Below are 15,016 nucleotides of genomic sequence, written 5' to 3'. Positions count from 1 at the left end.
TGTCAGAACAACCACTGCCCAATCAACCACGCATTCGCCCCACTGATCACCGCGAACAGAAACCACGCCAGCAGCCGCGTGGGCAGCCGATTGACGAACGGCCCCATCAATTGCTTGTCACCGGTCATGCGGATCAACGGGTACAACGCAAAGGGCAACTGCAGGCTCAGTACCACCTGGCTGAGAATCAGCAGCTTGCCGATGGCATCATCACCCATCAGCCATACGCCTAGAAACGCCGGGATCAACGCCAGCCCACGGGTAATCAGGCGGCGCTGCCAGTAAGGTATACGTAGGTTGAGGTAACCCTCCATGATCACTTGGCCGGCAATGGTGCCGGTAAAGGTCGAACTCTGGCCCGAAGCAAGCAAGGCGATACCGAACAGGATGCTGGCGAAAGCACCGCCGACCAGGGGGTCGAGCAGGTGATAGGCGTCCTGGATTTCCACCACATCGGTATGGCCGGTCTTGTAGAAGGCCGCTGCCGCCAGCACCAGAATCGCGGCGTTGACCAACAGCGCCAAGGCCAGGGAGCCAATGGTGTCGATACGCGCCAGCTTGACCGCGTCCTGCTTGCTCGCCAGGTCCTTGCCGATCAGGCGGGTCTGCACGATAGAGGTGTGCAGGTAGAGGTTATGGGGCATGACCGTGGCGCCGAGGATGCCGATGGCCAGGTACAACGGCGCCGCATCGCTGATGGCCGACAGTGACGGGGTGAACCCGCTGAGCACGTCGGGCCAGTAGGGTTTGATCAGCACCAGTTCGATGAAAAAGCACACGCCGATGGTGGCGACCAGCGCCAGCATGATCGCTTCGAGGCGGCGAAAACCACGATTTTGCAGGGCCAGGATCAACAGCGTATCGAATGCCGTGATGACAATGCCGGTGGTCAGCGACACCCCCAGCAACAGGTGAAACGCCAGGGCGCAGCCGAGCACTTCGGCAAGGTCTGTGGCGATGATGGAGATTTCCGCCAACACCCACTGGGTACGAGCAGAGCGCTGGCTGTAGCGCTCACGGCACAGTTGCGCCAGGTCCTTGCCAGTGGCGATGCCCAGCCGCGAACACAGGCATTGCACCGCCATCCCCGCCAGGCTGGCCAGCAGCACCACAAACAGCAGGCTGTAGCCGTAGCGTGAACCGGCTTCAATGGCCGTTGCCCAGTTGCCGGGGTCCATGTAGCCGATGGAGATCAACAGGCCTGGGCCAGCGAACATCAACACCCGTTTAAAAAACGAGGCCTTGGGATCAACAGCGACAGAACCAGCCACTTCCGGCGGGCAGAACGGGGCGGTAGCGATTTTTGGCAGGCTGAATTTCACGCGGTATTCCAGGCAAATACACAAGACTTGGGCAGCAGCTTATCAGTCGGTGGCGACCGTGCGCATCACCGTATCCCGTGGTAGGTCAAACGCTTCCACCACTTGCACCACCAGATCCAGCTCCTGGTTAAGCGCCTCGCGCTCCATGCGCTGACGAATCACGCCGATCACCAATACCGCCAAGGTCGTGATCGAATACGCCGGGCCGGAAAACGCCCGAACGCCGCTGACCAGCAACATCGCCGCAGCCAGCGCCTGGCCCACCACTGGGATCGCCGTCGCCGCACCGCGTCGCAGGATAAACCCGGTCAGCCCGGCCAATGCCGTGCCGCTCAAGGCTGCGGTAGCCGAACGGCCCACATCCAAGCGCTTGAACACCCCCTGCTCTTTTTGCGCAGCCGCCTGGAGCTCGGCCTCGAACGCCTGACGATCAGCGCGGCTGAGTTTGCCCTTGTACTGCTCGATCAGTGTTTCTGCGACCTGTCCTTCGATCTCTGCCAGCGCCACGTGTTCAAGTGGTTGGTCGAACTTGATGCCCAGGCGTTGCGCCACGTCTTCGGCAATCTGGCGATAGCCCACGCCATGGCCACGAGCCAGATTCATAAAGCTGTCGCCGCCCATGCGCTGCAACTCAATGGCCAGTTTCAACGGTTCGCGCACACTGGCATCAATCGCAGCACTGCGCTTTTGCGCCATCAGTTCGGCAAGAAACTTCAGCTCCTCCGGCCGCGCTTGCACCAATGCCGGGTACAGGTCCCCGTCCGCTTCGGCAAACCGCACGTCACTGCTGCGCGAGTCCACACGGATCATGCCGCGCCGCTCCTGCAGCAAATCGGTGTACTGCACCACCGTCTTCAACTGCGGCCAATAGGCGGCATGATCGAAGCTGGCCAGGTGCACATTGGTCACCTTGGCCTTGAGCGCGGGCGTCACGTCAATCGCATAGCGGCCGATGCAACGCTCGGTATCGGGCTTCATGGCCAGCGCCCAGTCCTTGCTGGAATGGCAGTTGATCAGTCGCCCTTTGAGCGGCGCCGACACCTCGTCCCAGGGGCTCGAGGTACAGATCGCCCCGCCCATCAACAACAGGTTATTCAACGGCAGTTCGCGAGCGATCTCGGGGCTGGCCAGCAGGCTCTTGACCAGAATGCGCGCGCCCAGGGAATGGCCGATCAGGTTGATGCGCCGTACCGGCAGCGACTGGTCGTGCAGGTAGCCGGCCAGTTCGGGCAACAAGGTCTTGGCCACTTCATCCACCCGCGCCTCGACGCTTTTGTAATGATCAAGGAAATAGGCAATGGCCTTGCCCACGCCCACTGTCGCCGCGCCCAGGCCGCCACCGCCGAGCAATGAGGCGAGCACGTCCTTGAACGGTGCAAACAGGTTTTCCAGAAAATGCCCCGCCGGCCAGAACAGCATCAGGTTGGTCGAGCCTTCGATAGCCGCCAACTGTTGCTTGAAATTGCCCAGTTGCTGGCGGTTGAAGAACGCCGAGTAACCGTGAACATAGAGATTGAGCACATCCCCCTGGGGCTCGCCACACAGGACGAACGTGGGCTTGCGGGTGCGGTGCATTTCATCCCACTGGTGTTGCATAGAGCGGCGACTCCGGGTGACGGGATGGCGATAGTAACAAACAGAGGCGATCAGAACGGTGAATCCTGACCGACGTTTGCAGAAGGGCCTGGCCAAAACAGTATTCAACCAAGACCAAACGCTGCGCGACGGCTTAAACTGTCTGGGGGGCATGGTAAAACAGCGCCCTGCCCCTTTACCGGAGACCACTGTCATGACGTCCAAACTTGAACAACTCAAGCCATTTACCAGGGGCATGGGTGCAAACTTGCGCACCTTGAGCCAGATCGAGCAACTGGCCAGCGTATGACCCTACTCTCCCCATTGGCCCAACCGCGCACCTTGGTGTTCCTGACGTATCCGCAGATGGGTTTGCTCGACCTGACCGGCGCGCAGACGGTGTTCTGGGCCGCCACCAAGGCCATGGCCGAACGCGGTTTGCAAGGTTATGTGCTGCACAATGCCAGCCTGGCGGGCGGGCTGATGTCAACCGCCGAAGGCTTGAGCGTCGACACTGTGGCTTTGGCGCAGTTGGACCCAGCCACCATCGACACCCTGGTGGTACCCGGCGCGCCCGCCATTGAGCAAGCCATGCTGGACAATACTGCGCTGGTGGACTGGCTGCGCAACGCCTCCGGTCAGGCGCGACGTACCGCGTCGGTGTGCAGCGGCACGTTTTTGCTGGCGTTGGCGGGCTTGCTGGAGGGTCGCCGCGCGGCGACGCATTGGGCCATGTGCGAGCTGCTCAAGCAACGCTTCCCGAGCATCGAGGTGGACGTGGACGCGATCTTCGTGCAGCAGGGTCAGGTGTGGACCTCGGCGGGCGTCAGTGCCGGGATCGACCTGGCGCTCGCGTTGGTGGAGGCCGACTGCGGGCGCGAAGTGGCGCTGCAAGTGGCACGCGAACTGGTGGTGTTCCTCAAGCGCCCCGGTGGCCAGGCGCAGTTCAGCCAGGTGCTGCAAGCGCAAACCGCCGACAGCGCCGGCTTTGATGCGCTGCATGCCTGGATCAGCGACAACCTGCGCGACAGTGACCTCAGCGTCGAACGCTTGGCCGCGCAGAGCCATATGAGCCCACGCAATTTTGCCCGGGTCTATAAGCAAAAAACCGGTCGCACCCCGGCCAAGGCCATTGAGCTGTTTCGCATGGAAGCGGCGCGCCGCATGCTTGAAGACTCCCAGCGCAGCATCGAGCAGATCGCCGGGCTGTGCGGGTTTGGCGACGAAGAACGCATGCGCTGCACCTTCCACCGCCACCTGGCCATCTCACCGCGCGACTACCGCGAGCGTTTTTCCCGCTAGGCCGACTGACCTGGCAGTCATCCAGGGTTATCTGTCCTTTCGGACAGACCCTACTGCTTTTACAGTGATCCGGCAATGCCTTGCGGCTTATCTGGTCTCTGGAGCAACCCCATGAAACAACACATTCTGATCATTGGCGCCGGGTTCGGTGGCGTGTGGAGCGCCTTGAGCGCGGCTCGGCTACTGGATAAACACGACCGCAACGATGTGCGTATCAGCCTGCTCGCACCCCAAGCAGAACTGCGTATCCGCCCGCGGTTCTACGAGCCCGATGTGCATACCATGCTGGCCCCGCTTGATGCGCTGTTCGACGCTATGGGCGTGACCTTTGTGCAAGGCGCTGCCGACAGCATCGACGCCACTAATAAGCAAGTGACCTACCGCAACGCGGCCGGCATCCCGTCCACCCTCGCCTACGATCGCCTGGTAATGGCCGCCGGCAGCCGCTTGAACCGCCCCGGCATGGACGGCATCGAGCAAGTGTTCGATGTGGATCAGATCGAAGACGCCGCGCACCTTGAAGCCCATATCAACGCCCTGAAAAACCTGCCCGACAGCCCGGCCCGCAATACCGTGGTGGTGGCCGGCGGCGGCTTTACCGGTATCGAGACCGCCACCGAAATGCCGGCGCGCCTGCGTGCGGCACTGGGTGAGACGGCCAACATCCGTGTGATCGTGGTCGACCGCGGGCCGCAGATTGCCGCGTCGATGGGCGACGGCATACGCCCCTCTATCATCGAAGCCAGCCGCGAGCTGGGGATTGAATGGGTACTGAACACCTCGGTCGCCTCGGTGGATGCCGGTGGCGTGACCCTGGCGGATGGGCAGCGGATTGAATCAAGCACCGTGATCTGGACCATCGGCTTTCGCGCCAACCCGCTGACCGAACAGGTTGAGGGCACCCGCGATCCCCAGGGCCGCCTGCACGTGGACGCCCACCTCAAGGTCAAGGGCCAGGCTGCCATCTTCGCCGCTGGCGACGTGGCCTACGCCGCCACAGACGCGCTGGGCAACTTCGCTGCCATGTCCTGCCAGCACGCTATCGCCCTGGGCCGCTACGCCGGCAACAACGTCGCCGCCGATCTGATCGGCGTGGCCCCCATGGCCTACAGCCAACCCAAATACGTGACCTGCCTCGACCTCGGCGCCTGGGGCGCGGTGTACACCGAAGGCTGGGACCGTCAGCTCAAGCTGGTGGGCCAGGAAGCCAAGGAACTCAAACAGCAGATCAATAGCGTGTGGATCTACCCACCGGCGGCGGATAGAGCAGTGGCACTGGCGGCGGCGGATCCGTTGATTCCGGTGGCGTAGGACAGTCAGTTAAGCGAACGCATTGCTCAAGGCAGTGAAGATCAAATGTGGGAGCTGGCTTGCCTGCGAAAGCGGTCGCGCAGCAACAGATGCAGTGGCTGACACACCGCCATCGCAGGCAAGCCAGCTCCCACATTAAGTCTGCAGTTATCCGGTGGATACGGGGCGATCAGCTTGGCATCGGGGCACCACCCTGCCCAAACCGCCGAATCGCCAGGCAATACCCCACCAACGCCAACCCCGCCAGCAAACCGCCCGCCGCGCCGATCCAGGCGAAGCCGAAGTGGCTGCCGACCCAACTGCCCATCAACGCACCACCGCCGATGCCGATGTTGTAGATCCCGGAAAACATCGCCATGGCCACATCGGTGGCATCCGGTGCCAGCACCAGCACCTTGGACTGCATGGCCAGGCCAAAGCCCATGATCGCCATGCCCCAGAAAATACTCAGCCCCACCAGGTAAGACTCGGCGCCGCTCAACGGCAGCATCAGCGCCAGGCACGCGGCGAGGATAGACACTGCGCCGATCACGAACAGGTGGGGGTTGAGGCGATGCACCAGGCTGAACAACAACGAGCCGATGATGCCAGCACCACCGAACACCAGCAGGATCAGGGTCACGGCACTGCCGCCCAGGCCGGCGACGCCTTCGACGAAGGGTTCGATGTAGCTGTAGGCGGTGAATTGCGCGGTAACGGTCATTGCGGTCAGCACATAGAGCGCCACCAGCGCAGGACGCTTGAACAGCAGCGGCAGACTGCGCAGGGAGCCGGAGTTCTGGCTGGGCAGCAGCGGCAAGGTGCGCCCCAGCCAGAACACCAGGGCGGCGGCGAACGCGGCGATCACCAGGAAGGTAGTGCGCCAGCCCATGGCCTCGCCCAACAGGCGGCCCAAGGGAATGCCCAACACCATCGCCAGGGATGTGCCGGTGGCCAGCAAGCCAAGGGCCTGCACCTGCTTGCCCTCTGGCGCCAGGCGTACAGCCAGCGAAGCCGTGATCGACCAGAACAACGCATGGGCCAGGGCAATGCCGACACGACTGACCATCAGCAAGCCGAAGCTGGTGGCCACGCTAGAGAGAATATGGCTGGCAATAAACAGACCGAACAATACGATCAGCAGCTTGCGCCGTTCGACGTTGCGGGTCAGTAGCATCACCGGCAGCGAGGTCAGCGACACGATCCACGCGTAGATGGTGAGCATCAGGCCGACGCTGGCCACGGGCATATCAAAGCTGGCACCAATGGCGCTGAGCAGCCCGACGGGGACAAATTCGGTGGTATTGAACACAAACGCGGCCAGCGCAAGGGCGATGACCGGTTGCCAATTGGCTTGTGGGGTTGCGGCTGAAAGGCTCATTGACGGGCGCGGTACTCTGACGGTGATCAAGCGGCCACCCAGGACAAGCGCCGCCGCCGAGCATTCTATAGGTTTCTCGCACCGCTGTTGCTGCGGATCGTCGCCCGGCGGCCTACGGCGAAGTCATGGTAATGATGTAGTTGCCTGACTGGATAAGCTTGCCGGCGCTGTCTACCAACACATAGCGCTGATCGTAATAGCGCCCCTTGCCGCTGTCCGCCACCAGCCGCACATGGGGTGCGTCGACGCTGGCAACTGGCGCGACGCTGCGCACCTCGATGCGGCTGCCACGACTGGATTGGGCACAGCCACGCAGTTCCATCACCGAACCGCTGCGCGCATTTGTCGCACACCCTGACTCGACAATCGCGCCGCTGAACCTGATGGTGCCCTGCCCCACGGTTTGTGCGGCGCCGCAGGTACTTGCCCACAGGCCCAGGAGGCCAGTCAGTACCGCTACACGATGAACGTTCATGCCGACACTCCTTCTTGGGTTAGTTAAGAAGTAAGTCGTCGGCACGCCGGTTAACTTGAGCTTATTTACCCGCCAATGAGAGGTGCGTCACGGATCCACCTGCCCCATCAACTCAGGAATGCTCTCCGGCCGCTGGGCATAGCGTTGGGCCAACGCCGCGCAGACCATCAACTGGATCTGGTGAAACAGCATCAACGGTAGGATCAACACGCCCATGCTTGCCCCGGCAAACAGCACCTGTGCCATCGGCACGCCGGTCGCCAGGCTTTTCTTCGAACCACAGAACAAGATGGTGATGCGGTCCTCCTGGTTAAAGCCAAACGCCTTGCCCAGCAGCGTAGACGCCACCAGCACCAGGGCCAGCAACACGCAGCAGGCCACCACCAACCCGCCCAATTCCCACAGCGGGATCTGGTGCCAGATACCTTCGTTGACCGCCTCGCTGAAAGCCCCGTAGACCACCAGCAGAATCGAACCTTGATCGACGAATTTGAGCCAGGCTTTGTTACGCCCGACCCAGCCCCCAATCCAGCGACTGGCGACTTGCCCGGCAATGAACGGCAGCAACAACTGCACGCTGATTTTGACAATTGCATCGACTGTGGAGCCGCCATCACCGTGTACGTTGAGCAGCAGCGCTACCAGCAGCGGCGTCAGGAAGATGCCGAACAGGCTGGACGCCGCCGCGCTGCAGATGGCCGCCGGGATGTTGCCGCGGGCCAGGGAGGTAAAGGCAATTGCCGATTGCACGGTGGCCGGCAAGGCGCAGAGGTAGAGCATGCCCATGTACAGCTCGTTGCCGATCAACGGCGACAGCAGCGGCTTGAGCGCCAGGCCCAGCAGCGGGAACAGCACGAAGGTCAGGCTGAACACCAGCAGATGCAGGCGCCAGTGGCCGGCACCGGCGACGATGGCCTTGCGCGACAGCTTGGCGCCATGCAGGAAAAACAGCAGCGCGATGGCCAGGTTGGTGACCCAGCCGAACGCCACGGCAGTCTGGCCGCTGGCGGGCAGCAGTGAGGCGAGGATCACGGTGGCGATGAGGGTGAGGGTGAAGTTGTCGGGCAGAAACCGGGGCCGGGTCATAAGCAATTCTTCCAGGGGTTGCCAAGAGCGTCGCGACGACTCTAACGTAACCACCTGTTACCGACTAACGCCAATGAGCCAGTAAATGCCGCCTAAAGGACATGAAAAAGCCGTTCGCCGCAGTGTGCCTGGGCTTTCCAGCCTGCCTAGGCCGGTGTACGGGCGCACTGAATCCTTGCCCAATCGGGCGCTGACGCGACGGCACAGTCATCCGTGGGTGCAGTTGTCCTACGCGATTTCCGGGGTACTGGAGATCCAGACCAGCGTCGGCCGTTTCGTCGCACCACCCCAGCGCGCGGTGTGGATTCCGGCCGGCATGCCCCATCGGGTGTTCAGTTCGCCCCATACGGAAATGCGCAGCTTGTACCTCGACTGCAGCGTCACCGCCTGGGCCGCCGAGCGTTGCCAAGTGCTGGAGGTGAGCAGTTTGTTGCGCGAGTTGATCCGCAACTTCAGCCAATTGCCGGTCGAATATACCGAGGACGGACCGGACGGACGCCTGGCTCAGGTACTGCTCGACCAACTCGCTGCCGCGCCCCAGGTGGATTTGATGTTGCCGCTGCCTCACGACCCACGGCTGCGGCAGATCTACCGCAGCCTGAACCTGCACCCCGAGCAGCAGACCACGTTGGGCGATTGGAGCCGCAAGCTGGGAGTCAGCGAAAAAACCCTCAGTAGGGTGTTCCTGAGTGACACCGGGCTGACATTCCGCGCGTGGCGCCAGCGCCTGCGCCTGTTGAGCACCCTGCCCGCCCTGGAACAAGGCGAGCGGGTGACGGATGTGGCATTGGGGTGTGGCTATGAATCGACCTCAGCCTTTATCAATGCATTTCGTCAGCAGTTTGACTCCACCCCCGGTGAATTCTTCCGCTGACCCTCCCTTGACGCAAATAATCCCCAAACCCACGCTCGGCTGGTATTGTGCCGCGCTTTGAAACACAGCAACCGACTGCGAGGAAATGGACGTTGAACACTGACGAAAAAATGACCGGGGACCTGTTCGAGGTTGATAAGCGCCTGTCACTCAAGCCCGTGGTGGACTTCAACGCCTACCTACGCAGCGCCTTCGGCGACGGCCCTTGCACCTGTGTGCGCTGCACGGCCAACGGTGGCGATGAAAGCGGTTATGAGTTCCAACATACCTTTACCTTCGAGGGTAAGCCCGTGCACCGTCGCTTCGCTTCGACGGCGGGCAGTGATGTATTAATGGCGTTGAAAAAGGCCTGGTTGTCGTACACCAAGGCCGAGCTGCCGCTCAGTGGTGTGTTGGCGCTGGATACGGTGAAGGAATTCGTCGAGCCGCAGCTGCACAAACGCCTGGCGCCGCTGTTTGTCGCCAGTGGGCTGGTCAAGGATGTCGACGGCGAACTGCGCATCCAGCCGCAAGCCGCAGCTTGACACCGGCTAATGTGGGAAACACCACTGTCGAAGCAAAGAAGATCCATGTGGGAGCTGGCTTGCCTGCGAAAGCGGTAGTGCAGTCACAGATGCAGTGACTGTCGCACCGCCATCGCAGGCAAGCCAGCTCCCACATTTTTCCGGATATTAATTTAGAAACCGGGAACGCCTTGTACGCGCAACTCAGGGTTCAGTTCGTCCAGCGGTTCGGTCAGCGGCCGGTCGCTCCCACCCGGCAGGAGGATCACCTTGCGGCACTCCTCCTCGGCTTTATCAAACAGCTCATACCCCCGCGCCGCCTGCTCCAGGGGCAGCCGGTGAGTGATGATCGCCTCCGGGTGCAGATGCCCCAGCTCGATATGCTCCAACAACTCGGGTAAGAACCGCTGCACATGGGTCTGGCCCATCTTGAAGGTCAGGCCCTTGTCGAAGGCATCGCCGAACATGAAGCCATGGATAAACCCGGCATACACCCCGGCGACACTGACCACGCCACCGCGACGCACGGCGGCGATGCACTGGCGCAGCGCCTTGCCGCTGCTACCTTCGATCTTGAGGGCAGTGAGCAGGGTTTCTGTAGTGCTGCCCTTGGCCTCGAAACCCACCGCGTCCACCACGCCATCGACGCCGCGCATGCCGGCAGTTTGGCGGATGATGGTGTCAGCCGGGTCATCGTCTTCTTCGAAATTGATCGGAATCACGCCGTAGGTTTTCTGCGCGTAGGCCAAACGATACGGATGGTCGTCGACCATGAAGATCTGTTCGGCGCCCAGCATCTGCGCGCATGCCGCACTGAGAAGACCCACGGGCCCGGCGCCATAGATGGCCACGCTGGAGCCTTTGCCGATGCCAGCGTTGGTCACCGCCTGCCAAGCGGTGGGCAGAATATCGGAGAGGAACAGCACCTTCTCATCCGCCAGGGTGCCGGGCACCTTGAACGGCCCGGTATTGGCCTTGGGCACCCGCACCCATTCCGCCTGACCGCCGGGAATACCGCCGTACAGGCGGCTGTAGCCAAACAGCGCGGCACCCGGTGGGATGGCTTTTTTATTCAGGATCGCACCGCGCCCATCATTGGTGGTTTCGCAGGCGGCGAATTGCTGGAGCTGGCAGAAAAAGCAATCGCCACAGGCAATCACGAACGGAATCACCACACGGTCGCCGCGTTGCACCGCGGTGACGGCCGGGCCGGTTTCTTCGACGATGCCCATGAACTCATGGCCGAAGATATCGCCGTGCTCCACGGTCGGGATCTTGCCCCGGTACAGGTGCAGGTCCGAGCCACAGATCGCGGTGGCGGTGACCCGCAGAATGATGTCGTCGGGTTGTTCAATGATCGGATCGGGCACGGTATCCACCTGCACCTTGTGTGCGCCCTGGTAAGTCATCGCTCGCATGCTCTGCGCTCCTGCCGTTGAGGGGTTACTGATTAAGGGCGGAGCAACCCCCTCAGTGTTCCATCAACCTCGATCAAGACCCGATCAATGGTCGCCGCGAGTCTGGGCCAACAGCAGGTCGACTACCTGGCGCAAGCTGGCAAGCGCATCGGCACCGGTGGCCTGGGCCTGGGCGTGCCAGCGCAACTGCTCAGTCGCGCTGTTGCCGCGTTGCAGCAAGGCATCCAAGGTATTGAACAACAGCGGCTCGCCCATGGCCTCTGCGGTGGCGGCAAAGGTCTGTCGGGCGTATTGCAGCCATTGCTCAGCGCTGCCCAGGGTGCCGGTGTCGTCCAACGCAAAGGTACCAGCGGCCCCATAACGCTTGGCCTGCCAGCGATTTTCCTTGAGCAGCCAGCGCGCCTCGGCACTGAACCTGGCTCCAGGGCGCTGCATCGCGCAGGCATGGGTAACCATTACCCGAAACAGCGTGGCGAGGGCCAAGGCGTCCGCCAGCCGTGGGCAGGCGTCGGTCATGCGCAGTTCCAGTGTGGGGTAACGCGCCGCGGGGCGGATGCCCCACCAGCCATTGCCATCGGCCTTGATCGCGCCGATGCGCTGCAACATGACCAGGTAGCGCTGGTACTCGGCCCAATCGCTGAAGTGTTCCGGCACGCCCATGCGGGGCCACTCGTCGCACGCGGCCTGGCGGTAGCTCATGAAGCCGCTGGGCGCGCCGTCCCAGAAGGGGGACGAGCAACTGAGCAGCAGCAACAACGGCAACCACGGCGACACCTGGTTCATCACCGCTATGCGGTCCAGCGTTTGCGGCACCTGCACATGCGCATGCAGCCCGCACAACACACTGCGCCGCGCTACATACTGAATATCGTCGAACAGTTGCCGGAAATGCGCCTGATCGGTCGGCCGCTGCCCACGCCAATCGGCCAGAGGGTGGCTGCCGGCGCACACCACACCGAGGCCGAACTCAGCCAGGGATTGCGCCAGGTTGCCGCGTACTGCCCGCAAGTAATCCGCCGCTTCGGCGCTGGAGGTGAACACCGGTGAGGCCGCCTCGATCTGCCCTTGGAACATCTCATAGGAGAAGCCTGCGCCAATCGCTTCGCGGCAGGCCGCCAGCACCGCTGCCGAGGGCTCGCACACCATCTGGCGGCTGTGCAGGTCGGTAATGAAGTATTCCTCTTCAATGCCAAAGGTGAGCATCGACATTCAGCGCAGTCGGGTGACAGTCAGTGCGACCACGGCAATGCGCTCCACCTGCTCATAGCCTGGTTTTTCCAGTTCTTCACCGAAGACGTCCGGGTCCAGTTCGCGGTAGGTCCAGCCGTAGGCGTCGCTGCCCAGCAGCGGCTTGACCGCCTCCAGGAAGGGATCGCTGCCGGCCACCATCGCCACCCCGGTATACAGCAGCAGGCTACCGCCCAGGGCCAGGCGCCCGATGGATTCACTGACGATGCGCAGCGACAACTGCTCCCCCAGGGCGCCACCGCCATGGCGATAGGCGCGCTGACGGTCATCTTTCATGTACGGCGGGTTGGCGACGATCAGGTCGAACTCGCCCTCCACACTGGCTAACACGTCACTGTGGTAAACGCTGACGTTATTCAGCCCGGCCAGCTCGGCATTCACCGCCGTCATGCGCAGCGCCCGGGGGTTGATGTCCACTGCTAGCACCTGGGCGTCATGCCTGGCTTTAGCAATCACCAGCGCGCCGACACCGGCGCCACAGCCGATGTCCACGGCGCGCTTGAGCGGCTCGAAACGCTGTTGCAGGTAGGCTTCGATTACCTGGGCAAAGCGGTAGCTGTCGGGGCCGAAAAACACCGCGTCCGCCTGGTCGGTGGGATAAGGTGAATGCGCGAACAACAGCTCATCGAGGCTCGACCAACGCACCGCGCTGCGCCATAGCGCGCCGTGTTTTTCGATCACATCCGCCTGTTGCAACTCTTCACGCAGGGCCTCGGGCAACAGGCCTTGATCGAACGGCATCGACCACCCGAACACATCGCGCAGCGTCATTGCCAGGGGCGTTGCCAGCCGCCGGTAGACACGCTCGTGGGTCAAGGGCGTCGGTGTGATAAAGCGATAACCGCCCTCCTTCAACCCCCGGCCCAAATTCAACAAGGCGCGATCAGCCAGTTGTTGCGCAGACATAGGCATATTCCTTAGCGCAAGCGCGCACGCAGTTGGATAAAGCGGCGAGTGGCATACAGCCCGGCAGGCGTGCAGTGACGGCGTGCCGACAGCCACGGGATCAGCGCATTGAGCTGTTGCACATCAGGCAAGTTGCACAACGACTCCGCCAGGGCCTGGGTATCTGGGTCCGCTGGACGATGCTGTTCGCGGGAAAACCGGCTGCCGCGTCCCGGCCGCACGGGCGGCACGCGTTCGCTGGCCACCCATTCCCCGGCGATCCAGTCATGGATCAGTTGTTTTTCATAACCGCTGAACACCCCGAACATCGCGGCGCCAGCACCCTCGATGAGTTGCCAGAAGCGGCTGTTGGCAGGGTCCTGGTTGTGCTGGATCCAGCCTTTGTCTTCCAGGGCCTTGAGGAACGCGCCGATCTGCCCAGGCTGGGCCAGCCATTGGTTGACGGTCTGGCCTTCGAAGCGGCAGTAGTCCGAATGCATATGCTGGCCGAAGGCGCGCTTGCGTTCGAGCATCGCCACCACCTGGTCCTGCAGGTTGAATTGTTTGATCACAGACGTGGTACCCGCGCCCAGATCATTCAGGCGGTAGCCTGCGGCCACCCGGCGATAGAAGTCTGCCCTGCCCTCGCCCAGCGGCAGCAGGTTCAGCACCGATTGTGCAGCTTTGCACGCGTGACCACTGCTGGCGTTGTCGATGGTGACATGCAGCGTGAAGTAATAAGGGTCGATACCCAGCTCACTGAGTTCATAGGCGGTGATCAACAGGTGCAGCGGCAGTTGCTCGTAACCCAGGTTGAAGCCAATGACCTCCGGCAGGAACTCGTCGGCGCACACGCCAAGCGCCAGTTGCAGGGCGCCTTGCAGGTAATGATCATCCTCAAGGCCGGCTTCGCTGTCGGCATCGTGCTCGCTGAGCAACTTGCGGTAGATCACCACATGGTTCTGCGCGGCTTCACCGTCGCCCAACTCTTCCAGGTAAGTGGTGAGCAGGCCGTCGAAGCGCTGGTCTTGCCAATAGCGCAGCAAGCCGTAGAGCCAGGCGCCGTCGACCTGTTTGGTGGGCGCCACGCACTGCAGGAAATACAACGCATGGGCCTTGTTCTGGAAATACCGCCGTGGCCCGCCTTGCCGGCGCTGCTCAAGGTAGTCGGCATAGGCCTGGGCCACCTCGGCGCAGCGCTGCTCGACCCAGGCCAGCAGCTGTTCGGGCGCCTCTGGCAAGTCGCAGTCGGTGGCTTCTACCAGGGCCAATTGATCGTGCAGGTATTCACGCGCCAGTTCGGTGGCGCCTTGGGTTTCGCCATGCAGCTGTTGGTACACCTGTTGATGGCGGCCCTGGGCCGAATGGGTGAGAGAGGCCGGCTGGCCAGACAGCGCTGTAAGGAGTGTCATGATGGCAGTTTCCGCAAAGTCCGTTACAACGGGCCTCCCACAAGGTGGCCCCGCAAGAGCGTTCAACATCACGCGCTTCTAAAATGCAGAGCCTCGGGGTGTGCAGAAAATTCAAACGGGGTTGGGTTGGGAGGGATAAGCGGTCGTTTGTCAGGGCTCACAAAACCAAAATGCCTGTAGGAGCGAGCTTGCTCGCGAAGAAGCCGCAGACGCCGCGTTTATTCAGAAAGCACGCGTTATCGTTG

13 protein-coding genes are annotated in these 15,016 nt (G+C 62.2%); 4 read left to right on the top strand and 9 right to left on the bottom strand.

Going from position 1 to position 15,016, the window contains the following annotated elements; genetic code table 11:
• Positions 1-2: 2 nt before the first annotated feature.
• Together QK296_RS12425 and QK296_RS12420 are read right to left on the bottom strand one after the other, a co-directional pair.
• Positions 3-1,322 (bottom strand): Nramp family divalent metal transporter, encoded by a 1,320-nt coding sequence (locus tag QK296_RS12425; RefSeq protein WP_282390970.1) that lies wholly within the window; start codon positions 1,320-1,322, stop codon positions 3-5.
• Between the two features lie 42 nt (positions 1,323-1,364).
• Positions 1,365-2,918, bottom strand: a complete 1,554-nt coding sequence (locus tag QK296_RS12420; RefSeq protein WP_169855946.1) for a DUF726 domain-containing protein — start codon at positions 2,916-2,918, stop codon at positions 1,365-1,367.
• Positions 2,919-3,203: 285 nt separating this feature from the next.
• Here QK296_RS12420 and QK296_RS12415 point away from each other — a divergent pair, with 285 nt between their 5' ends.
• Both QK296_RS12415 and QK296_RS12410 read left to right on the top strand, forming a co-directional pair.
• Entirely contained in the window at positions 3,204-4,199 is a 996-nt protein-coding gene (locus QK296_RS12415; RefSeq protein ID WP_003191989.1) for a helix-turn-helix domain-containing protein, read from the top strand.
• Positions 4,200-4,310: 111 nt separating this feature from the next.
• Positions 4,311-5,510, top strand: a complete 1,200-nt coding sequence (locus QK296_RS12410; protein ID WP_169855947.1) for an NAD(P)/FAD-dependent oxidoreductase — start codon at positions 4,311-4,313, stop codon at positions 5,508-5,510.
• A gap of 169 nt (positions 5,511-5,679) precedes the next feature.
• On the opposite strand, the gene QK296_RS12405 is transcribed toward QK296_RS12410, so the two are convergent.
• The 3 genes from QK296_RS12405 to QK296_RS12395 form a co-directional block, all read right to left on the bottom strand.
• Positions 5,680-6,870, bottom strand: coding sequence for a sugar transporter (locus QK296_RS12405; RefSeq protein ID WP_014718852.1), 1,191 nt, complete (start codon positions 6,868-6,870; stop codon positions 5,680-5,682).
• A gap of 112 nt (positions 6,871-6,982) precedes the next feature.
• Positions 6,983-7,345, bottom strand: a complete 363-nt coding sequence (locus tag QK296_RS12400) for a hypothetical protein (protein ID WP_003191993.1) — start codon at positions 7,343-7,345, stop codon at positions 6,983-6,985.
• Between the two features lie 87 nt (positions 7,346-7,432).
• On the bottom strand, positions 7,433-8,431 hold the full coding sequence (locus QK296_RS12395) for a bile acid:sodium symporter family protein (RefSeq protein ID WP_034134518.1): 999 nt from the start codon (positions 8,429-8,431) through the stop codon (positions 7,433-7,435).
• Between the two features lie 85 nt (positions 8,432-8,516).
• On the opposite strand from QK296_RS12395, the gene QK296_RS12390 reads away from it, so the two are divergent.
• On the top strand, positions 8,517-9,305 hold the full coding sequence (locus tag QK296_RS12390) for a helix-turn-helix transcriptional regulator (RefSeq protein WP_057710376.1): 789 nt from the start codon (positions 8,517-8,519) through the stop codon (positions 9,303-9,305).
• 92 nt (positions 9,306-9,397) lie between these two features.
• Positions 9,398-9,829 (top strand): hypothetical protein, encoded by a 432-nt coding sequence (locus QK296_RS12385; RefSeq protein ID WP_034134520.1) that lies wholly within the window; start codon positions 9,398-9,400, stop codon positions 9,827-9,829.
• Between the two features lie 152 nt (positions 9,830-9,981).
• On the opposite strand, the gene QK296_RS12380 is transcribed toward QK296_RS12385, so the two are convergent.
• The 4 genes from QK296_RS12380 to QK296_RS12365 form a co-directional block, all read right to left on the bottom strand.
• Positions 9,982-11,226: a zinc-dependent alcohol dehydrogenase gene (locus QK296_RS12380; protein ID WP_094774109.1), complete on the bottom strand. Its 1,245-nt coding sequence runs from the start codon at positions 11,224-11,226 to the stop codon at positions 9,982-9,984.
• An 84-nt stretch (positions 11,227-11,310) separates the two neighbouring features.
• Positions 11,311-12,429, bottom strand: a complete 1,119-nt coding sequence (locus tag QK296_RS12375; protein WP_282390986.1) for a carboxylate-amine ligase — start codon at positions 12,427-12,429, stop codon at positions 11,311-11,313.
• A gap of 6 nt (positions 12,430-12,435) precedes the next feature.
• Entirely contained in the window at positions 12,436-13,380 is a 945-nt protein-coding gene (locus QK296_RS12370; protein ID WP_003192004.1) for a class I SAM-dependent methyltransferase, read from the bottom strand.
• 11 nt (positions 13,381-13,391) lie between these two features.
• A complete protein-coding gene (locus QK296_RS12365) occupies positions 13,392-14,771 on the bottom strand; it encodes an iron-containing redox enzyme family protein (protein WP_282390968.1) in 1,380 nt (459 codons plus the stop codon).
• Between the last annotated feature and the right edge of the window lie 245 nt (positions 14,772-15,016).

The organism is Pseudomonas sp. AL10, assembly GCF_029960685.1.
GTDB lineage: Bacteria > Pseudomonadota > Gammaproteobacteria > Pseudomonadales > Pseudomonadaceae > Aquipseudomonas > Aquipseudomonas lactis.
Note: the sequence above shows the minus strand (reverse complement) of the source record. Positions and strands in the feature narration are given on the sequence as shown.

What these genes read in the sequence shown, in the direction of transcription:
- QK296_RS12420 (WP_169855946.1), bottom strand. Translation starts at nt 2,918, where the DNA reads ATGCAACACCAGTGGGATGAAATGCACCGCACCCGCAAGCCCACGTTC.
- QK296_RS12415 (WP_003191989.1), top strand. Translation starts at nt 3,204, where the DNA reads ATGACCCTACTCTCCCCATTGGCCCAACCGCGCACCTTGGTGTTCCTG.
- QK296_RS12410 (WP_169855947.1), top strand. Translation starts at nt 4,311, where the DNA reads ATGAAACAACACATTCTGATCATTGGCGCCGGGTTCGGTGGCGTGTGG.
- QK296_RS12405 (WP_014718852.1), bottom strand. Translation starts at nt 6,870, where the DNA reads ATGAGCCTTTCAGCCGCAACCCCACAAGCCAATTGGCAACCGGTCATC.
- QK296_RS12400 (WP_003191993.1), bottom strand. Translation starts at nt 7,345, where the DNA reads ATGAACGTTCATCGTGTAGCGGTACTGACTGGCCTCCTGGGCCTGTGG.
- QK296_RS12395 (WP_034134518.1), bottom strand. Translation starts at nt 8,431, where the DNA reads ATGACCCGGCCCCGGTTTCTGCCCGACAACTTCACCCTCACCCTCATC.
- QK296_RS12390 (WP_057710376.1), top strand. Translation starts at nt 8,517, where the DNA reads ATGCCGCCTAAAGGACATGAAAAAGCCGTTCGCCGCAGTGTGCCTGGG.
- QK296_RS12380 (WP_094774109.1), bottom strand. Translation starts at nt 11,226, where the DNA reads ATGCGAGCGATGACTTACCAGGGCGCACACAAGGTGCAGGTGGATACC.
- QK296_RS12375 (WP_282390986.1), bottom strand. Translation starts at nt 12,429, where the DNA reads ATGCTCACCTTTGGCATTGAAGAGGAATACTTCATTACCGACCTGCAC.
- QK296_RS12370 (WP_003192004.1), bottom strand. Translation starts at nt 13,380, where the DNA reads ATGTCTGCGCAACAACTGGCTGATCGCGCCTTGTTGAATTTGGGCCGG.
- QK296_RS12365 (WP_282390968.1), bottom strand. Translation starts at nt 14,771, where the DNA reads ATGACACTCCTTACAGCGCTGTCTGGCCAGCCGGCCTCTCTCACCCAT.